At 68.1% G+C, this 19,822-nt stretch carries 19 protein-coding genes; 13 read left to right on the top strand and 6 right to left on the bottom strand.

The window, feature by feature from the left end:
- Positions 1 to 240 precede the first annotated feature (240 nt).
- The 4 genes from rpsL (at position 241) to tuf (ending at position 4,725) form a co-directional block, all read left to right on the top strand.
- The gene (gene rpsL / locus RJ05_RS22560) at positions 241 to 615 is read left to right on the top strand and encodes a 30S ribosomal protein S12 (protein ID WP_014353064.1); all 375 of its coding nucleotides are present in this window, start codon (positions 241 to 243) and stop codon (positions 613 to 615) included.
- Position 616: 1 nt separating this feature from the next.
- Positions 617 to 1,087 carry a 30S ribosomal protein S7 gene (rpsG, locus tag RJ05_RS22555; protein ID WP_014353063.1) on the top strand — a complete coding sequence of 157 codons (471 nt, stop codon included), beginning with the start codon at positions 617 to 619 and terminating at the stop codon, positions 1,085 to 1,087.
- A gap of 229 nt (positions 1,088 to 1,316) precedes the next feature.
- Positions 1,317 to 3,419 carry an elongation factor G gene (gene fusA / locus RJ05_RS22550; RefSeq protein ID WP_036540397.1) on the top strand — a complete coding sequence of 701 codons (2,103 nt, stop codon included), beginning with the start codon at positions 1,317 to 1,319 and terminating at the stop codon, positions 3,417 to 3,419.
- A gap of 115 nt (positions 3,420 to 3,534) precedes the next feature.
- The gene (gene tuf, locus RJ05_RS22545; RefSeq protein WP_014353061.1) at positions 3,535 to 4,725 is read left to right on the top strand and encodes an elongation factor Tu; all 1,191 of its coding nucleotides are present in this window, start codon (positions 3,535 to 3,537) and stop codon (positions 4,723 to 4,725) included.
- A 96-nt stretch (positions 4,726 to 4,821) separates the two neighbouring features.
- Here tuf and RJ05_RS22540 read toward each other — a convergent pair whose 3' ends face one another.
- From RJ05_RS22540 to RJ05_RS22525, 4 genes are all read right to left on the bottom strand, one after another.
- Entirely contained in the window at positions 4,822 to 5,529 is a 708-nt protein-coding gene (locus tag RJ05_RS22540) for a hypothetical protein (RefSeq protein WP_036540394.1), read from the bottom strand.
- A 46-nt stretch (positions 5,530 to 5,575) separates the two neighbouring features.
- Positions 5,576 to 6,784, bottom strand: a complete 1,209-nt coding sequence (locus RJ05_RS22535) for a lipase family protein (protein WP_036540393.1) — start codon at positions 6,782 to 6,784, stop codon at positions 5,576 to 5,578.
- Between the two features lie 73 nt (positions 6,785 to 6,857).
- Positions 6,858 to 7,481 carry a TetR/AcrR family transcriptional regulator gene (locus RJ05_RS22530; RefSeq protein ID WP_036540390.1) on the bottom strand — a complete coding sequence of 208 codons (624 nt, stop codon included), beginning with the start codon at positions 7,479 to 7,481 and terminating at the stop codon, positions 6,858 to 6,860.
- 5 nt (positions 7,482 to 7,486) lie between these two features.
- A complete protein-coding gene (locus RJ05_RS22525; RefSeq protein WP_014353056.1) occupies positions 7,487 to 7,843 on the bottom strand; it encodes an SPW repeat domain-containing protein in 357 nt (118 codons plus the stop codon).
- Between the two features lie 226 nt (positions 7,844 to 8,069).
- Between RJ05_RS22525 and RJ05_RS22520 the strand changes: the two genes are divergently transcribed.
- From RJ05_RS22520 to RJ05_RS22510, 3 genes are read left to right on the top strand one after another with little or no spacing between them, the layout of a single operon-like run.
- Positions 8,070 to 9,269, top strand: coding sequence for an NAD(P)/FAD-dependent oxidoreductase (locus RJ05_RS22520; protein ID WP_036540388.1), 1,200 nt, complete (start codon positions 8,070 to 8,072; stop codon positions 9,267 to 9,269).
- Between the two features lie 13 nt (positions 9,270 to 9,282).
- On the top strand, positions 9,283 to 10,044 hold the full coding sequence (locus tag RJ05_RS22515; protein ID WP_014353058.1) for a glutamate racemase: 762 nt from the start codon (positions 9,283 to 9,285) through the stop codon (positions 10,042 to 10,044).
- Positions 10,045 to 10,076: 32 nt separating this feature from the next.
- Entirely contained in the window at positions 10,077 to 10,817 is a 741-nt protein-coding gene (locus RJ05_RS22510) for a DNA alkylation repair protein (RefSeq protein ID WP_036540386.1), read from the top strand.
- 7 nt (positions 10,818 to 10,824) lie between these two features.
- Here RJ05_RS22510 and RJ05_RS22505 read toward each other — a convergent pair whose 3' ends face one another.
- Together RJ05_RS22505 and mftR2 are read right to left on the bottom strand one after the other, a co-directional pair.
- Entirely contained in the window at positions 10,825 to 11,880 is a 1,056-nt protein-coding gene (locus RJ05_RS22505) for a ferredoxin--NADP reductase (protein WP_036540385.1), read from the bottom strand.
- Positions 11,881 to 11,947: 67 nt separating this feature from the next.
- Complete coding sequence (gene mftR2 / locus RJ05_RS22500) at positions 11,948 to 12,586, bottom strand: mycofactocin system transcriptional regulator MftR2 (protein ID WP_051016818.1); 639 nt, start codon at positions 12,584 to 12,586, stop codon at positions 11,948 to 11,950.
- 250 nt (positions 12,587 to 12,836) lie between these two features.
- Here mftR2 and mftA point away from each other — a divergent pair, with 250 nt between their 5' ends.
- The 6 genes from mftA to RJ05_RS22470 form a co-directional block, all read left to right on the top strand.
- Positions 12,837 to 12,935 carry a mycofactocin precursor MftA gene (mftA, locus tag RJ05_RS22495; protein WP_197731646.1) on the top strand — a complete coding sequence of 33 codons (99 nt, stop codon included), beginning with the start codon at positions 12,837 to 12,839 and terminating at the stop codon, positions 12,933 to 12,935.
- A gap of 19 nt (positions 12,936 to 12,954) precedes the next feature.
- Complete coding sequence (gene mftC / locus RJ05_RS22490) at positions 12,955 to 14,469, top strand: mycofactocin radical SAM maturase (RefSeq protein WP_081597484.1); 1,515 nt, start codon at positions 12,955 to 12,957, stop codon at positions 14,467 to 14,469.
- A 229-nt stretch (positions 14,470 to 14,698) separates the two neighbouring features.
- Complete coding sequence (gene mftF, locus RJ05_RS22485; RefSeq protein ID WP_036540380.1) at positions 14,699 to 16,099, top strand: mycofactocin biosynthesis glycosyltransferase MftF; 1,401 nt, start codon at positions 14,699 to 14,701, stop codon at positions 16,097 to 16,099.
- 16 nt (positions 16,100 to 16,115) lie between these two features.
- The gene (gene mftG / locus RJ05_RS22480; RefSeq protein ID WP_036540378.1) at positions 16,116 to 17,567 is read left to right on the top strand and encodes a mycofactocin dehydrogenase MftG; all 1,452 of its coding nucleotides are present in this window, start codon (positions 16,116 to 16,118) and stop codon (positions 17,565 to 17,567) included.
- Positions 17,568 to 17,700: 133 nt separating this feature from the next.
- On the top strand, positions 17,701 to 19,068 hold the full coding sequence (locus RJ05_RS22475) for a GAF domain-containing protein (protein WP_036540376.1): 1,368 nt from the start codon (positions 17,701 to 17,703) through the stop codon (positions 19,066 to 19,068).
- 507 nt (positions 19,069 to 19,575) lie between these two features.
- On the top strand, positions 19,576 to 19,822 hold a 247-nt coding region (locus tag RJ05_RS22470; protein WP_156090847.1), incomplete at its 3' end, for a hypothetical protein.

Here is a 19,822-nt window from a genome sequence, read left to right as displayed (position 1 = left end):
TTGACCCATGCTCCGGCCGCCGAGTATCGTGGATCGCTGTGCCCGGAAGCATGCGGGCAAGTTCGAGCGCAGAACGTAGGCCAGCGAGAGCGGCTGACAGTTCCAGCGTGCCCTGAATTGGGCCCCTGACCTGCGCGCGACACGCCCGACCTCGGGACGCGAGAAACGTGGCCGGACGTGCGAGTGAATGCTCGATGACACGTATACGACACCGCATTAACCAATAAGGAAAGCCGGTCTATGCCAACCATCAACCAGCTGGTCCGTAAGGGTCGCCGTGACAAGGTCGCCAAGACCAAGACCGCGGCCCTCAAGGGGAGCCCGCAGCGCCGTGGCGTGTGCACGCGTGTGTACACCACGACCCCGAAGAAGCCGAACTCCGCGCTGCGTAAGGTCGCGCGTGTTCGCCTGACCAGCGCGGTCGAGGTCACGGCGTACATCCCGGGTGAAGGCCACAACCTGCAGGAGCACTCGATGGTGCTCGTCCGTGGCGGTCGTGTGAAGGACCTCCCCGGTGTGCGCTACAAGATCATCCGCGGTTCCCTCGACACCCAGGGTGTGAAGAACCGCAAGCAGGCCCGCAGCCGCTACGGCGCCAAGAAGGAGAAGAGCTGATATGCCGCGCAAGGGCCCCGCTCCCAAGCGTCCGTTGATCAATGACCCGGTCTACGGGTCGCCGCTGGTCACCCAGCTGGTCAACAAGATCCTGCTCGACGGCAAGAAGTCGACCGCCGAGCGCATCGTCTACGGTGCACTCGAGCAGGCGCGCGAGAAGACCGGCACCGATCCGGTCGTGACCCTCAAGCGCGCGCTCGACAACGTCAAGCCGTCGCTCGAGGTCAAGCCGCGTCGCGTCGGTGGCGCCACCTACCAGGTGCCGGTCGAGGTCCGTCCCGGCCGTGCCAACACCCTGGCGCTGCGCTGGCTGGTCAACTTCTCCCGCGCGCGTCGGGAGAAGACCATGGTCGAGCGTCTGGCCAACGAGCTGCTCGACGCCAGCAACGGCCTCGGCGCCTCGGTGAAGCGCCGCGAGGACACCCACAAGATGGCCGAGTCCAACCGGGCGTTCGCGCACTACCGCTGGTGACGTCTGCCCGGCCCATCGCTGGTGGGGTCGGCAGGTATCACGGCATGTGAGGTCAAGCCCGGAGGCGGCAGCTGGTCGTCACCACGCAGGGCTCCGAACATGCCCAGTCGATTCGCCCGGGGCGGCACTTCGGTGCCGCTTCCGGCGTTGACATAGAGACGACCTCCCCGGTCGTCCCCGAGAATCCCAACTAGCTGATCGCTAACGAAGCAGAGCGGGGAAGATTTCCGTGGCACAGGACGTGCTCACCGACCTGAACAAGGTCCGCAACATCGGCATCATGGCCCACATCGATGCGGGCAAGACGACGACAACCGAACGAATCCTGTTCTACACCGGTGTGAACTACAAGATCGGTGAGACCCACGACGGTGCCTCGACCACCGACTGGATGGAACAGGAACAGGAACGCGGCATCACCATCACCTCCGCGGCGGTGACGTGTTTCTGGAACCAGAACCAGATCAACATCATCGACACCCCGGGCCACGTGGACTTCACCGTCGAGGTGGAGCGTTCGCTGCGCGTGCTCGACGGCGCCGTCGCCGTCTTCGACGGCAAGGAAGGTGTCGAGCCGCAGTCCGAGCAGGTGTGGCGTCAGGCCGACAAGTACGACGTGCCGCGCATCTGCTTCGTCAACAAGATGGACAAGCTCGGTGCGGACTTCTACTTCACCGTGCAGACCATCAAGGACCGCCTCGGCGCGAAGCCGCTGGTCATCCAGCTGCCGATCGGCGCGGAGGACACCTTCGAGGGCATCGTCGACCTGGTCGAGATGAACGCCAAGGTGTGGACCGGCGAGACCAAGCTCGGTGAGAAGTACGAGGTCCAGGAAATCCCGGCCGACCTGAAGGAGAAGGCCGAGCAGTACCGTCAGGAGCTGCTCGAGACCGTCGCCGAGTCGGACGAGGCGCTGCTGGAGAAGTTCTTCGGTGGCGAAGAGCTCACGATCGATGAGATCAAGGGCGCCATCCGCAAGATGACCGTCAGCTCCGAGCTCTACCCCGTGCTGTGTGGTTCGGCGTTCAAGAACAAGGGCGTGCAGCCCATGCTCGACGCCGTTGTGGACTACCTGCCCTCGCCGCTGGACGTCGAGTCCGTGCAGGGTCACGTCCCAGGCAACGAGGAAGAGGTCATCTCCCGCAAGCCGAGCGCCGACGAGCCGTTCGCGGCCCTGGCGTTCAAGATCGCGGTGCACCCGTTCTTCGGCAAGCTGACCTACATCCGCGTGTACTCCGGCAAGGTCGACTCCGGCGCCCAGGTCATCAACGCGACCAAGGGCAAGAAGGAGCGCCTGGGCAAGCTGTTCCAGATGCACTCCAACAAGGAGAACCCGGTTCCCGTGGTCTCCGCCGGCCACATCTACGCGGTCATCGGCCTCAAGGACACCACCACCGGTGACACCCTGTGCGATCCGAACAACCAGATCGTGCTCGAGTCCATGACCTTCCCGGACCCGGTCATCGAGGTCTCCATCGAGCCCAAGACCAAGTCCGACCAGGAGAAGCTCGGCACCGCCATCCAGAAGCTGTCGGAAGAAGACCCGACCTTCTCGGTGAAGCTGGACCAGGAGACCGGCCAGACCGTCATCGGCGGCATGGGCGAGCTGCACCTGGACATCCTCGTCGACCGGATGAAGCGCGAGTTCAAGGTCGAGGCGAACGTCGGTAAGCCGCAGGTGGCCTACCGCGAGACGATCACCCGTCCGGTCGAGAAGCTCGAATTCACGCACAAGAAGCAGACCGGTGGCTCCGGTCAGTTCGCGAAGGTCATCATCGCGGTCGAGCCGTTCGTCGGCGAGGACGGCGCGACCTACGAGTTCGAGAACAAGGTCACCGGTGGCCGCGTGCCGCGCGAGTACATCCCATCGGTCGACGCCGGTGCGCAGGACGCCATGCAGTACGGTGTGCTCGCCGGTTACCCGCTGGTCAACCTGAAGGTGACTCTGCTCGACGGCGCGTACCATGACGTCGACTCCTCGGAGATGGCGTTCAAGATCGCCGGCTCGCAGGCCCTGAAGGAAGCGGCCAAGAAGGCCGGTCCGGTGATCCTCGAACCGCTCATGGCGGTCGAGGTCATCACGCCCGAGGACTACATGGGCGATGTGATCGGCGACCTGAACTCCCGCCGTGGCCAGATCCAGGCCATGGAGGAACGCAGTGGTGCCCGTGTCGTCAAGGCGCTGGTTCCGCTCTCGGAGATGTTCGGCTACATCGGTGACCTGCGGTCGAAGACCCAGGGCCGGGCGAACTACTCCATGGTGTTCGATTCGTACGCGGAGGTTCCGGCCAACGTGTCGAAGGAGATCATCGCCAAGGCGACCGGCGAGTAGTACGACGGGGCAGGACACCTGTCCTGCCCCATCGGCCGGGCGTCTGCACGACCCCTGTAAGTAAAAACCGCACTGCTGCAACTGCACGCACCAACAAGTCCAGGAGGACACCACAGTGGCGAAGGCGAAGTTCGAGCGGACGAAGCCGCACGTCAACATCGGCACCATCGGTCACGTCGACCACGGCAAGACCACGCTGACTGCAGCGATCACCAAGGTGCTGGCTGACAAGTACCCGGATCTGAACGAGAGCTTCGCTTTCGACCAGATCGACAAGGCGCCTGAGGAGAAGGCTCGTGGTATCACGATCAACATCTCCCACGTCGAGTACCAGACCGAGAAGCGCCACTACGCGCACGTCGACGCCCCGGGTCACGCCGACTACATCAAGAACATGATCACCGGTGCGGCGCAGATGGACGGCGCCATCCTCGTGGTCGCCGCCACCGACGGCCCGATGCCGCAGACCCGCGAGCACGTGCTGCTCGCCCGTCAGGTCGGCGTGCCCTACATCCTGGTCGCGCTGAACAAGTCGGACATGGTCGACGACGAGGAGATCCTCGAGCTCGTCGAGATGGAGGTCCGCGAGCTGCTGGCCTCGCAGGAGTTCGACGAGGACGCCCCCGTCGTCCGCGTCTCCGGCCTGAAGGCGCTCGAGGGCGACCAGAAGTGGGTCGACTCGGTCGTCGAGCTCATGAACGCTGTCGACGAGTCCATCCCGGACCCGGTGCGTGAGACCGACAAGCCGTTCCTGATGCCCGTCGAGGACGTCTTCACCATCACCGGTCGTGGCACCGTCGTCACCGGTCGCGTCGAGCGTGGCGTGATCAACGTGAACGAGGAAGTCGAGATCGTCGGCATCCGCCCGGAGAAGACCAAGACCACGGTCACCGGTATCGAGATGTTCCGCAAGCTGCTCGACCAGGGCCAGGCGGGCGACAACGTCGGTCTGCTGGTTCGTGGCATCAAGCGCGAGGACGTGGAGCGCGGCCAGGTCGTCGTGAAGCCGGGCACCACCACCCCGCACACCGAGTTCGAGGGCCAGGCCTACATCCTGTCCAAGGACGAGGGTGGCCGCCACACCCCGTTCTTCAACAACTACCGTCCGCAGTTCTACTTCCGTACCACTGACGTGACGGGCGTTGTGACCCTGCCCGAGGGCACCGAGATGGTCATGCCCGGTGACAACACCGAGATGTCGGTCAAGCTGATCCAGCCGGTCGCCATGGACGAGGGCCTGCGCTTCGCGATCCGCGAAGGTGGCCGCACCGTCGGCGCCGGTCGCGTCACCAAGATCATCAAGTGATCTGACGTACCAGCCGAAACGGCGCCGCTCCGAAAGGAGCGGCGCCGTTTTGTCTTTCGCGAGATCTTTACGGCCGGCCGGTGCGGCCAGGACTTCTCAGTCCGATTCGCCGGCGGCCTGTAACAGTGCCTGGGCGAACTTCACCATCTGGGTGGAGCCGCCGTACCAGGCGGAGATCACCTCGACCGCGGCGGCGCGGGTGCGGCGGGCGGTTCGCACGACTTCCTCGGGGGAGAGGGTGCCGGATTCGGCCTTGGTGGCCAGGGCGTTGAGTTCGTCGCTGGCCAGCAGTAGTCGCATGATGCGGTGCAGGTCGACGCCGCCGTCGGGGTTCGGCAGGGGGAGTTCGGGTTCGGCGGGGGCCTCGGCTTCGGCGGCGGCGCGGGCCGCGCGGCGTGAGGGGATCGGCTGGCGCGGGGCCGGTGCCGGGGCGGGTTCTTCCGGTTCCGGCGTTGCGGGAGCGGGGGTTTCGGCCGCCGGCGGCGCCGGGGCGGGCGTGCTCGCCGCATTGTCCACGCCGGTCAGTCCGATGCCCTGGGTGGGCTCGGGTTCCGGCGCGGGGGCCGAGCGCCGCGGTTCCGGCATGGGCGGCAACGGAGCCGGGGACCAGTCGAAAGCGGAGGGCTGCGCGGCCGTCCGGGTGGGCAGCGACCCGTTGGTGATCGCCCCGTTGCTGTTCGTGTCCGCTCCCGTCAGCCCGGCAGCCATGGCGACGGCCGGTTCGGCCGGCTCCCGTTCGGTGCGGTGAAAACCCTCCTGGCGCGCGCGAAGTCCATCTCCGAGACCGTTGTAATCGGCATCCATGGGGTCATTCTTACCGCAGTGGATGTTTTTCGGCGGTTTCGGCCAGTCAGCAGTTGCTCGGTGCCGGTTCGCCGCGGAATCGCGCATCCAGCCACGCCACCATGCTCGGCACGCCGAGCACCGCCGCCGACAGATGCTCCGGTGACGCCGTCAGCTCGGCTTGCACCGGTACGCCCGCTGCGCAGTAGCGCCGGTTGGTGGCGACGATGGAGTCGATCGGGATGAGCGGGTCGGTGGGTGAATGCCATTCGAAGATGGGCATATTCGGGATGCCGTCGAAGAGTTCGAGGCTGTTCTCTTCGACGACCGCGCGGGCGTCGGCGTCGTACATGAGCGAGGTGTTGCTGGCGTAATCGCGGACGCTGCGGCCGGCGCCGGTGGCGATGATCTCGTTGGTGCACCCGTTGGCCATCTGGTCGCGGGCCGCCAGACCGGTCGGGTTGAGGTGATCGCTGATCGGGAACCGGTCCGGGTATTCGCGTTCGAGCCCGATGCCCGCCGCCATCACCAGTCCGAATCCCGGATGCGGGTTGAACTGCAACGCTTCCAGCATCCGCACCAGATTCGCCGGCACCCCGCCTGCCGCGGCGCCGGCCAGTTTCAGCTCCGGTGCGTAGGTGGGTGCGAGCGCCGCCGCCCAGGCCGTGGCCATGCCGCCGCCGGAATAGCCGGCCATCGCGACCGGGCTGTGCTGCACCGCGAGCTCCGGAACACGTTGGGCGGCACGGATTCCGTCGAGGGTGATCTGCCCGCCGAGCCGGGCCGCACCGTAGGCGAAGGTCGGGCCGAGGTGATCCGGCAGCGCGATGCTCCAGCCGCGCAGCAGCAGCACATTCAACGCGACCGCCTCGCGCACCTGCAGATTCGGGTCGGCGGTGTAGAGCACCCGCGAGATCGCGCAGCGCGGGCCCAGCCCGTTGATGATGTGCTGGTAGGACAGCAGCGGACCATCCGGCCGATGACCCGGCGGGGTCAAGACCGTGGTGGTGGCCGCGATGGGCAGCCCGCGCGAATTCGTGGAGCGGAATTTGACCAGCGTCAGCGTGGTGCCAGGGAAGGTCAGCAGTGGCGGCAGCCGCCGCACCGCGAGCACGTCACCGGGCTGGTAGGAGGCAAGGTCGGCCGGCTGGGAGTAGAAGGGATCCGGGTCGGCCGCAGGGTAGCGAGGTAACGCCGGGGCGGTAGCCGTCCCGGCCAGCAGAACCGCAGAGGCGCCGACGAGCGCGCCGGTTATCAAACGCTGGATAACCTGCATGGCAGGTATTGCTACCACGCGGCGGCGCCGAGGAGACGCAGCCTCGGTCGTCTCGGCGAGCCATCGATCGAGGTCAACCCAATTGCGTCATGCCCGCCGCGACCACCTGGGCCACGTTGAGGATCTCCTCGGCCGAGGGGAGGGGGACGCCGTCGAGGGCGTGCAGCCGGTCGGTGCTGGCTATGGCGAACATGGCCGAGACCCAGGCGGCGGCGCAGGCGCGCAGGGTGCCGGGGCGGACCGGGGTGGGTGCGCTGGCCTGGAGGACGCGGGCGGTGACGTCGAGGAGTTGATCGCGCAGCTGACGTAGCTGGCGGCGGACGTCGGGGTGGGTGTCGGCCTCGCGCCACATGATCACCCGCAGCACCGAGGAGTGATGGTCGCGAAGATTCAGCGCCGCATCGAGATTGACCAGACTGGCCACCGGATCGCCGGGTGCGACGACGGCGCCGATGTCGTTGATCGGCTGCGGTGGCACACGTTCGGCCATCAGCGCCGACAGAATCGAGTTCTTGGTGGGGAAATAGTAGAAAACCAGCCCCTTGGGCACACCGGCGGTCGCGGCGATGGCCGCCGTCGGGGTGCCGTCGAAACCCTGTGCGGCGAACAGCTTCTCGGCCGCGTCCAGGATGAGTTGACGGGCGTCGCCGTCGGTTTTCGCGCTGCGGCGACGCCCGGCTCGACGGGGTCTGGTCATATCCGTCAGTGATGCGGAGCCATACCGTGCAACCGGCCCGACACCGCCGGCAACGCTGCCACCGCGACCACTACCGTCACGACCCCGACCACCCATGCGGTCCAGGATGCGCCACTGAAGCCGCTGAAGTCCATGACCCACGGGGACAGGAACATCAGCACGCCGAACAGGCCCATCGCGTAATCGGCGGAGGCCATCTCAGCTCGGTACATCTGCGCCAGACCGGTCAGTGCGATGAGCACACCGAGCACGATCAACGACCACATGGCCCGATCGTTGGTCTCCACCCATAGCGGTGAGAGTGCGGCGAAGACGCCCAGCACTACGGCCAGGAAATCTTGCGCACGGCTTTCGGTGAACATAAATGCCTCCTTGCATTTGCTGGTGCGGACAGACCCGAAAATCTGTCCTGACCTCGGTATAGACCTGATTGACCGCCCGGTCGATATAGGAATGGACACGATTGCGTGGCAATCGATGGCACGGTAAAGGTGACTGCCCTCACAACCGCACCGACCAAGCGGACGTTAGGGTGGACTGTCGTCAGTGAGTGGCCGGACGCACGGCCCGGAGGAAGGGATTGCGGGCATGACTGCTGCGCCGATCGTGATCGTGGGGGCCGGTCTGGCCGGCTTGCGCACCGCGGAGGAGTTGCGCCGCGCGGGGTATGAGGGCGAGCTGATCCTGCTCGGCGCCGAATCCCGGCCGCCGTACGATCGTCCGCCGCTGTCCAAGCAGTTCGTGCGCGGCGAAACCGACGACACCACGCTGCGGCCCGCGGAATTCTTCACCGAGAAGAAGATCGATCTGCGCCTGAATCACGAGGCGGTCGGGCTCGACACCGAGGCCCGCCGGGTGCGGCTGGCCGACGGCTCCGTCCTCGACTACAGCGACCTGATCATCGCCACCGGACTGCGCCCGCGCAAACTCCCCGGCCTGCCCGACCTCGACGGTGTGCACGTGCTGCGCGACCACGACGACGCCACCGCCCTGCGCGCCGAGGTCGGCGAGGCCACCACCGCGCTCGTCATCGGCGCCGGCTTCATCGGCTGCGAGGTGGCCGCCAGTTTCCGCGCCTGTGGTGTGCCGGTGGTGCTGGTGGAGCCGCAGCCGACGCCGCTGGCCTCGGTGCTCGGCGAAAAGGTCGGTGCCCTGGTGGCGCGGATGCACCGGGACGAAGGCGTGGATCTGCGCTGCGGTATCGGCGTCGATTCGCTGCTGGCCGACGACGCCGGCCGGGTACGCGGCGCGCTGCTGACCGATGGGTCCGAGGTGGCGGCGGATCTGGTGGTGATCGGGGTCGGATCGCGGCCGGTCACCGAGTGGCTGGCCGAATCCGGTATCGAGCTGGCCGAACCGTCGGCCGGTGGCGGCGTGCTCGCCGACGAGGTCGGGCGTACCTCGGCGCCGGGCGTGTGGGCCGTGGGCGATGTCGCGGCCTGGCTGCACGACGACGGTGCGCGCACCCGCGTCGAGCATTGGACCAATGCGGGTGAGCCGGCGAAACTGCTGGCCTGCGCGCTGCTGGGCGCCGAACCGCCGACCGCGGCGCGGGTGCCCTACTTCTGGAGCGATCAGTACGACGTGAAGATCCAGGCCCTGGGCACGCCGGGGCCCGCTGACGAGATACACATCGTCTCCGACGACGGCCGCAAGTTCCTGGTCTACTACGCCCAGGATGGCACGCTCACCGGCGTGGTCGGCGCCGGGATGACCGCCAAGGTGATGAAGACCAGGGCGAAGATCGCGGCAGGTGCCCCGGTGGCGGAGCTGCTCGACGCGGGCTAATACCTTTAGGGGTGTGATCGTCGCGCTCATCGATTCCGGTCTCGGCTCGCTGCCGACAGCGGCATGGCTGCGCAAGCTGCGGCCGGATGTGGATCTGGTGTTGCAGCTGGATCCCGATGGCGCGCCGTGGGGGCCCAAACCCGAGGACTGGGTGATCGAGCGGGTGGTCGCGACAGCGCGCGCCTCGTTGACGATGGGCGCGGAGGTGATCGTGCTGCCGTGCAATACCGCCAGCGTGACCGCCCTCGACCACGTCCGCGCGGACGTCGGCCCGGACATTCCGGTGATCGGCACCGTGCCCGCGATCAAACCCGCCGCGGCCGCCTGCCGCTCGGTGGCGGTCTGGGCCACCGCGGCTACCACCGCGAGCCGCTATCAAGCCGACCTCATCGCCCGCTTCGGCGGCGAGGCGACCGTCACCGGCGTGGCCTGCCACGGCCTGGCCGATGCGATCGACGCCGGCGATCTGGTGGCCGCCCGCGCGGCGATCGAGGCGGCGGCCGAGCAGACTCCCGACGATGTGGAGGGCGTGGTTCTCGGCTGCACCCACTATCCGCTGGTGGTGGACAGCATCGTGGCCGCGTTGCCGGACGGCGTGCGGCTGTTCGACAGCGCCCAAGCCGTTGCCGCGCAGACGATCCGGCGCATGGATGCCCTGGGCCGGCCGAGCACCGGCAACGGTACGGTGCAGGTGTTCAACAGCGGCCGCCCCGGCGAACTGCCCGCGGCCGCTGCCGCTTTCGAACCCGGACGGGCGCTCGGCGCGACGGATTGACCGTTCGGCAACCGCGACCGGGAGGCCGGCTGATGACCGAGAACCCCACCGCCGAGCAGGTGCGGGCCGCGCTCGCCGAACACGCCGACCCGGCCGATGCCGTGCACCTGCAACGGTTCTTCAAAACCGGGCCGGGCGAGTACGGTGAGGGCGACGTCTTCATCGGCGTGCGCGTTCCCGCCACCCGTTCCGTCGCCAAACGCTTTGCCGCGCTGCCGCTCTCCGAGATCGGCGTGCTGCTCGACAGCCCCGTACACGAGGAGCGGCTGGCGGCTCTGATCATCCTGAACAACCGCTTCGCGAAGGCGTCGAAACCACGCACCTTCGACGAGGCCGCCCGCGCCGAGATGGTGCGGTTCTACCTGGACGCGGTGCGACGCGGCCGGGTGAACAACTGGGATCTGGTCGACGTCTCGGCCGAGCGGATCGTCGGGCCCTGGCTGCTCGACAAACCGCACGATCTGCTGCTCGAGCTGGCCGATTCGGAGGCGTTGTGGGAGCGACGGGTCGCGTTGCTGTCCACGTTCGCCTTCATCAAGGCCGGCGACGCGTCGACCACGTTCGCGGTCGCCGAGCGGCTACTCGGCGACCGGCACGATCTCATCCAGAAAGCGCTCGGCTGGATGCTGCGCGAGGTGGGCAAGCGCGTCGACCGGCAGCTGCTGACCGACTTCCTGGACCGGCATGCGGCGCAGATGGGGCGCACCGCATTGAGTTACGCCACCGAACATCTGGATCCGGAGAGCCGGGCCCGCTACCGCGCGATGCGGTAGCCGGCACTCAGAACTGGATCTTCAGATGATCGGTGACCGGCCGCGCCTGGCAGCCGAGGATGTAGCCGTTTTCGATGTCCTCGGGGTCGAGGATTTCGGCGTTCGCCATTTCGACTTTGCCTTCCAGGACGGTGCAGGCGCAGGAGCCGCATTCGCCTTCCTGGCAGGAGTAGGGGACGTCGAGGCCCTTGGACAGCATGATGTCGACCAGGGTCTGCTTGCGCGGCCAGCGTAGTTCGTGCACCTCGCCGTCGAGTTCCACCTCGACGGTGGCGGCGTCGGCGGCTTCCTCGTCGCTGACCTCCACCGGCGCCTGATCGGCGAACGGGTCACCGGCGAGGGAGTTGAAGACCTCGGCGTGGGTGCGGTTGCGCGGGACGTCGAGTTGGGCCAGCGCGTCGTGCACGCGGTCCATGAACGGGCGCGGGCCGCACATGAAGGCGCGGTAGCCGGTGTAGGGGCGGACCAGGCCGGCGAGTGCGTCGGCGGTGGGCAGGCCTTGCAGCGGTTCCAGCCAGTGGATGACGGTCAGCCGCTGCGGCTCCTTGTCGGCGAGTTCGCGCAGTTCGGCGGCGAAGATCACCGATCCCGGATCGCGGTTGGCGTAGACCAGCACGATCTTGCCGGTGCCGCGGGCCAGTGCCGATTTCAGGATCGACATGACCGGGGTGATGCCGCTGCCCGCGCCGAACAGCAGCAGGTCCTCGTCCAGGTCCTTCGGGGTGAACACGCCCGACGGCGGCAGCACCTCGATCTCGGAGCCCGCGGTGATGTTGTCGCAGAGCCAGTTGGAGCCGTAGCCGCCTTCGGTGCGCTTGACGGTGACCTTGGGCCGGTCGTCGGTGTAGGGCGAGCTGGCCAGCGAATAGCAGCGCGCGACCGAGCCGGTCAGGTCGCTGGGGATACGCAGGGTCAGGAACTGGCCCGGCTGGTACTGGAAGCGTTCGCGCAGCTCCTCGGGCACGTCGAAGACCAGCGAGCAGGTGTCGGCGGTCTCGGCGATGACCGCGGCTACCCGCAGCACGACCGATCGTGAGCCGTGTGGAACTTCGACGGTGGTCATGGCGTCCTCTCGAACGTGTGCGCGGCCGATCCGGTACCGGATGGCAAAACTAGAACGTGTTTCAGTTTTATCGTACGTCGGGATCGGGCTGCTCGACAAGCTGGGCTTCCAGCCCGGCGATCAGCACGCCCATGCCGAAGTCGTACGAATACTTGCCGCGCAGGTCGGGCATGTATTTGGTGGCGCGGGCCACCGCATCGGGCAACGTGACATCGGTCAGCACCGACCGGTCACGCGGGTTCACCCGGCTGCGACCGAACAGGAAGGTGTGGATGGTCGCGTAGGCGGCCAGCACGTTGCGATCGCTGAATCCCGCGTCGAACAGGATCTCCATCACCGCGGCGATGATGTCGAGCTGCTTGCCGAGCATCTGCTCGATCAGCACATCGCCGAGGCCGGGGTGCTTGCGTAGTTTCTCATCGATCTGGTCGATGAGTTCACGCAGCCGCTGCTGCCACGGGCCCGACTCCGGCGGCGGCTTGCGCACACCCGCCAGTGCGGCCGTGGCCACCAGATCGAGTAGCTCCCGCTTATCGGCCACGTAGTAGTACGGGGCCATCGGCGAAACGCCCAGTTCGCGCGATAGTCGGCGCATCGAGAGCTTGTCCACGCCGTCGGCGCGGACCACTCTCAGTGCGGCCTCGACGATCTCTGATTCGGAGAGGGTATTACCGCCCCCGCTGGCCTGCGTTCGCCCGACTCCCATGCCACCTCTACCACCGCGGGCGCGTGGGCCCGTCACGTCCTGTTCAGCTGCTTGCCACCGGAAAGTTTAGAGGGCTCCGGTCCGGCGCTGTCGGTTCGTCAGCCGAAACGGCTTCTTTTTGTCAGTTCATGACGTTATGGTGTGTGAGCGCGGCTACACCTGTGGCCGCGACCACAGTGCCAACAGAGTGGAGGTAGCCATGCCGGATCAGGGGCTCAACGGACCCGCCGACACCGACAACCGCGGCCCGATCGCGGCCGTCGCGCAGCGCTCGGCCGAGGACACACCGCTGGTGGAGGAATCGCTCATCGAAGAGGTCTCCATCGACGGTATGTGCGGCGTCTACTGAGCTGAGAGGAGCGGTGACCATGCTCGATCTCGATACCCGCTGGCAACTGCATCCGCGAGTCGCCCTGCGGCCGGAACCGTTCGGCGCGTTGCTGTATCACTTCGGCACGCGGAAGCTGTCGTTTCTGAAGAACCCCAGGATCGTCGAGATCGTGCGGTCACTGCCCGCTCAGCCGTCGGTCCGCACGGCTATGAGGGCCGCGGGCATCGATGACGCGGCCGCCGCACCGTATGCGAAAGCGCTGGCGCAGCTGGCCGATTCGCAGATGATCGTCGGCGCGCCCGATTCCGCACCGCTGGCCGCGCCGCCAGAGCCGATGACCTTCGCCACCGCCGACGACCGCGCCGTGCGGCTGGTGGATCGCTTCGAATCCGGCCTGGCCGCACCGATCTGCCTGACCTGGGAACTCACCTACGCGTGCAACCTGTCCTGCGTGCACTGCCTGTCGTCGTCGGGGCGGCGCGATCCGCGCGAACTGAGCACCGAACAGTGCAAGGCGCTCATCGACGAGTTCCAGCGCATGCAGATCTTCTACGTCAATATCGGCGGCGGCGAACCGACGGTGCGCCCGGACTTCTGGGAGCTGGTCGACTACGCCACCGCGCACCAGGTCGGAGTCAAGTTCTCCACCAACGGTGTTCGGATCACGCCGGAGGTCGCCGCGCGGCTGGCCGCCAGTGACTATGTGGACGTGCAGATCTCGCTCGACGGCGCCGACGCCGCGGTCAACGACGCGGTGCGCGGGCCGGGGTCCTACGACATGGCCATCCGGGCGCTGGAAAACCTTGCCGCGGCGGGGTTCAAGGACGCCAAGCTGTCGGTGGTGGCGACCCGGCACAATATCGCCCAGCTCGACCAGTTCCGGGAGATCGCCGATCGCTACGGCGCCACGTTGCGATTGACGCGGTTGCGTCCGTCCGGCCGTGGCGCCGACGTGTGGGACGAGCTGCACCCGCTGCCCGAACAGCAGCGCGAGCTCTACGAATGGCTGCTGCGCAATGGCGAGGGGGTGCTCACCGGCGACTCGTTCTTCCACCTCTCGGCCTTCGGCGAGGCGCTGCCCGGGTTGAACATGTGCGGGGCCGGCCGGGTGGTGTGCCTGGTCGACCCGGTGGGTGACGTCTACGCCTGCCCGTTCGCGATTCACGACCGCTTCCACGCCGGAAACGTGGTGTCCGACGGTGGTTTCGCGAGCGTGTGGCGCGAATCGGAGCTGTTCGGGCAGTTGCGCGAACTCTCCGGCGGCGGCGCCTGCTCGTCGTGTGCGCATTACGATGCGTGCCGCGGTGGCTGCATGGCGGCGAAGTTCTTCACCGGCCTGCCCGCCGACGGACCGGACCCGGAGTGCGTGCAGGGCTACGGTGCGGCGGCGCTCGCCGACGCCGGCCGGGTGGTGCCGCGGTCGTCGGTGGATCATTCGCGGCGCAGTGCCCCGCGGCGTTCCGGTGGCCGCAAATCCGGGCCCGTTCCGCTCACCTTGACCACGCCGCCGCGGCGGCCCTCGCGGGCTTGTGACGAAAGCCCGCTGGGGTAGCCGCGCGGCGTTAGCCGGAATCGGTGCGCGGGTCCCGCGGGGCTCGCGCGCCGACCGCGCGGTACGCGATTGCCATTCGGTTGCCGTCGAAGCGAAGACTCGCCCAGCGATCCTTCAGCAACGCAGATCCTGTCGGTTACCGGGCCTACCACGCGAAATACTCCGGAACTGGTTGCGTGTTTCGCGACTGTTGATGTCAGCCGAGCGAACTCCGTCTAACATGCCAGGAATGCGCCATGATCGCCTTCCCGACGGATTCGGGGTGCGGATCGATCCACGGGTACGCGCATACTCCGGGGGACGCATCCTGATCGGAGGAACACCCGCGAGGTTGCTGCGCCTTGCCCCGGAAGCCGCCGAAATGATCGGCGACGGGTACCTCGAGGTCAACGGCCCGAAGTCCGCCGTCGTTGCCAGGCGGCTGCTCGATTCCGGGGTGGCCAACCCGCGCCCGCGGCTGTTGCCCTCACCCGAGGACGTCACCGTCATCGTGCCGCTGCACAACAATGCCGAGGGTCTGGTCCGGCTGCTGGCCGCGCTGCGCGGGCACAACGTCATCGTCGTCGACGACGGCTCCGATCAGCCGGTGCGGGTGCCGCCGGTGGCCGACGGCCGCTGCCAGGTCAGCGTGCTGCGCCACGAGCGCGCCCTGGGCCCGGCGGCGGCGCGCAATGCCGGATTGCGGGCGGCGGCAACCGAGTTCGTGGCGTTCCTGGATTCGGATGTGGTGCCGCGCAGCGGCTGGCTCGAGGTGATGCTCGGCCATTTCAGCGATCCGGAGGTCGCGCTGGTGGCGCCGCGGATCGTCGCGCTGGACCCGGAGTCCAACGCGCTGGCCCGCTACGAACACACCCGGTCCTCGCTGGATCTGGGCCGGCGCGAATCGGCGGTGCAGTCGCGCGGGATGGTGTCGTACGTGCCGAGCGCGGCGCTGCTGGTGCGGCGCGGAGCGCTGCTGGCCGAGGGCGGGTTCGACGAGTCGATGCACGTCGCCGAGGACGTCGACCTGTGCTGGCGGCTGGAGCGGGCCGGCTGGCGGCTGCGCTACGAGCCGGCCGCGCACGTCGCCCACGATCACCGGGTCTCGTTCCGGGCCTGGTTCAACCGGAAGATGTTCTACGGCACCGGCGCCGCCCCGCTGGGCGCCCGGCACGCGGGCATGGTCTCGCCGCTGTCGGTGCCGTCGTGGACCATGCTGGCGGCGGTGCTGTTCGGCACGCTCACCCGGTGGGGTTTCGTCGGCGGCGTGCTCACGCTGGTGGCCGCGCTGGGCCGATTGCGCCGCGTGTTCGGCGAACTCGACAATCCCACCCGGATCGCCGCGATCTACCTGGCCCGCGGATTCTTCGCCGGACTCTGGAGGCTGGCCTCGGCGATGTGCAGGCACTATTGGCCGGTCACCGTGATCGCCATGGTGGCCTCGCGCCGGATCCGGCGCATCGCGGTGACGATGGCGCTGGCCGACGGCCTGGCCGACTGGTTCACCCACCGCGACGCCGGCGGGCTCGACCCGTTGCGCTACATCGCCTTCCGCCGCATCGACGACCTCGCCTACGGCACCGGCCTGTGGCTGGGCGCGTGGCGGGCGCGCAGTATCGAAGCGCTCAAGCCCACCGCACCGCCGCGCTGAGCGTCGGCGGCACCGGATGGCTGACACGCTGATCGTCGGCGGTGGCAGCGCGGGCTGTGTGCTCGCCGCCCGGCTGAGCGCCGATCCGGATCATCGGGTGCGGGTGCTGGAGGCGGGGCCGATGTGGTCGGCGCCCGAGGCGTTTCCGCCCGGCTTGCGCGATGCCACCGTGCTGCCCCTCGGCGATCAGGCGCTGCTGTGGCACTACCCGATCCAGTTGACCGCGACCACCACCGGCCCCACCGTGCGCGGCCGGGTGATCGGCGGGTCGGGCTCGGTCAACGGCTGCTATTTCGTGCGCGCGCCCGCCGCCGATTTCGCCGCGTGGCACCGTGAGATCGGCACGGACGGCTGGACTTACGACGAGCTGCTCGCGCCGATGCGCCGTCTGGAACACGATCACGACTTCGGCGCACAACCCGGGCACGGCGCCGACGGGCCCATCCCGGTGCGTCGCCCGGCCATCCTGACCCCGCTCACCGAGGCGTTCGTCGCGGCGGCCGCGGCGTCCGGGTTCGGCGAGATCCCGGACTTGAACGCCCCCGACGTGCCGGACACCGGCTTCGGCCCGGTGCCCGCCAATGTCGAGCACCGCGACGGCACGACCGTGCGCGTCGGCAGCGCACAGGCTTATCTGCTGCCCGCGCTCGGCCGGCCAAACCTCACCGTGTCGGCCGAAACGACTGCCTTGCGGATCCGGTTCCGCGGCAGCAGGGCGATCGGCGTGGAATGCCTGCGCGCGGGCGTCGCCGAGTTCATCGCGGCCGATCGGATCGTGCTGTGCGCGGGCGCGATCGAATCGGCCGCGCTGCTGCTGCGTTCGGGCATCGGCGATCCGGCCCGGCTGCGCGCGCTCGGCATTGCCGTGGTGCAGGCGTTGCCGGTCGGTGCATGGTGCACCGACCATCCCGAGATCGGCATCGACTACCGGCACGACGCGCCCGAGCGCCGCAGCCCGGTGCTCGAATACGTGCTCGAGCTGGGCGATATCGAAATGCGGCCGTACACCATGGCTTTCCGGCCCGGATTCCGCCAGTTCGCGCTCGCCTTGATGCGCCCGCACGGCAGCGGTGAGCTGCGGCTGCGCTCGGCCGATCCGGCGGACCCGCCGTGGATCGATCAGCGCTACCTGGAACAGCGGCTGGACCGGGACCGGCTGCGCGCGGCCGTGCGATTGTCGGCGCAGATCCTGGACGCGATGGCGGCGGTTCCGGGCGAGCCGATTCCGGACACGGTCTCCGACGCATGGCTGACCGCGCACCTGGCCACCTCGCAACATCTGTCGGGCACCTGCCGGATGGGCGCCGCGTCCGACGAACGCGCCGTGGTGGATGCCCGCTGCCGGGTGCACGGCATCGACGGTCTGGCGGTGGCCGACCTGTCCATAGCCCCGGTGCCGCTGGGCCGCGGACCGCAGGCGACGGCGGTGCTGATCGGCGAGCGCGCCGCCGAACTGCTGACCGGCTGACCGGGCGGCCGCGGCTGCTACGTGGCTCACACTCACGGGACGGGCGTGACGTATGTGACCTGGCGGACAAACCTGATCATCCGCCGGTCGTTGCCGGTACCCGCCGGTACAGTTTGTCGTAGGTGAAAGGCAAATGGTCAGCAATCTTGCGGGTGGTCGCCCCTCGCGGCATGGAGTAGAACCCGGCACGCAGCTCGGTGCACTGGAAGCTTATGCCGCTCAAGCGCATGGATATCTCGCTGCCGGTGGTGAACGGCTGTCCCGGCTCGCCGGTCTGTTGCGCCCCGCGGTGCTCGAATCGTGGTTGCGCAGTGTTCGCGGTGGGATCGATCCGATGGACGTCGTCGACGGCCGCGGGCTGCGCGGCGCCGATCTGCAGCGCTACCGCGACGCCCATCCGATGGCCGCCCTGATGCCGTTGATCGACAAGCTGCTCGTCGAGGACGCCGCCCGGACCGGGCTGATCGTGGTGGTGGCCGACCAGTTCGGCCGGGTGCTGTCGGTGCATGGTGACGCCGAGCGCATCAGTGCCGCCGCCGAGATCGGCGTGCGCGCCGGTGACGACCTGAGCGAGCGCCGCATCGGCACCAATGCCGTCGGCATGGTCGTGCGCACCGGACGCGCCGCCTGGATCCACGGCCCCGAACATTTCCTGCACCGCCTGCATCAGCTCACCGGCGCCGCCGCCCCCGTGCACGATCCGGACGGCCGGCTCGTCGGCGTGCTGATGATCGCCGGTGGTGTCCGGGTGGCCCGGCCGGAGATCCTGGCCCTGGTGAAGGCGGCGGCCACGGCGGCGGAAATGGATCTGCTGCTGACGGCCATGCGCGCCGACCGGCACGCACCGGCCGGGGCGCGCGAACGACTGGAGGCCGCACCGGACCGCGGCCGGCTCGGGCTGGACGTGCTCGGTCTCGGCCAGCCGCAGCTGAGTATCGCCGGTAAGCGGGTGCCGCTGTCGCAACGTCATGCCGAGATCCTGCTGCTGCTCACCGAGCACCCCGAAGGGCTCGGCGCCGACCATCTCGCCCTGCTGCTCGACGACACCGACCTGGACAACGGCACCATCCGCGCGGCCATGTCCCGGCTGCGCACGGTGGTCGGCCCCGAGGTGTTCGGTTCCCGGCCGTACCGGCTGCGGGTGCCGGTGGCCACCGATATCGATTTCCTGCGCGCGGCGCTGGACTCCGGCGACGTGGACGCGGCCTTGCGGTTGTACGCCGGACCGGTGCTGCCGCGCTCGAACGCGCCGGGCATCGTCGATCTGCGCGATGAGCTGCGGGTCCGGCTGCGGACCTCGGTGCTGGATTCGCGGGATCCAGCGGCGCTGCGACGCTGGACCGCCACGGCCGAGGGGCGCGACGACGCCGCGGCGTGGGTCGCCTATCGAGCCACCGTCGATCGCGATTCGCCGCTGTTCGCCCAGATCGAGGCCAAGATCCGGGTGCTGGATCGGCGGCTGGGCGCGGATGCAACGCAGATGCAACGTTTCGGCTCATAGTCTGCCCATCTGAAAGTGCGATAGCTCACATGCGCGAGGGTCAGCTGCTCGCGGGTGGAAAGCTGCCCGGATCCGGTCGCACCTGGGGGTATCTGGACGTTCGTCCGGCTTTTTTAGAGCAATTAGTTCCTTTTTATTTAGACCTGGCCTAGTGTTCGCAATACGTGGATGACATCCATGTGACGTAGCTGACATACCGCCGTTATCGAATCCGTGACGGCAGTCAAGTTGGAGGAAAGATCACTAGCTAGGCATTTCGTTCCCGTCCCGGAAATCCGGCCCTGAAGAGCCGGCTCCGGACGGCACGGCGGTGGCCCCCGGTCACCGATTCCAGTTCACGCACATCTGACGAACCACGCGACCGCCCCATCCGAGCGGCGCGTGTGATTCGCCGACACCTCATGCGGTAGCCGCCGGCGCCCGGGACTCCGACCCCGATGCGCAGGCTTATTCGTGCTGCCCAAAAGCATTCGGCCAGCCGTTAATTCGCCATTCGAGGAGGCTCTGGTGCACGGTACGGAGTTGGGTGGACCCAGCGCACGGAAGCAGGAATCGCTGCATACCGAGGCGCGATCATCCGCGCCGGCCCGGTTCCCGCTCGCACCCGCGCAGCTCGGGGTCTGGTACGCCCAGCTCCTCGATCCGCAGGTGCCGATCAACGTGGCGCAGTACGTGGACGTGCGTGGTGCGGTGGACGCCGAACTGCTGCAAGAGGTTTCGGTCGAGGCAGCGCGTGAGTACGAATCGGTGCTGG

The organism is Nocardia cyriacigeorgica NBRC 100375, from assembly GCF_000308555.1.
GTDB lineage: Bacteria > Actinomycetota > Actinomycetes > Mycobacteriales > Mycobacteriaceae > Nocardia > Nocardia cyriacigeorgica.
This window is presented reverse-complemented; position numbering and strand designations above follow the sequence as displayed.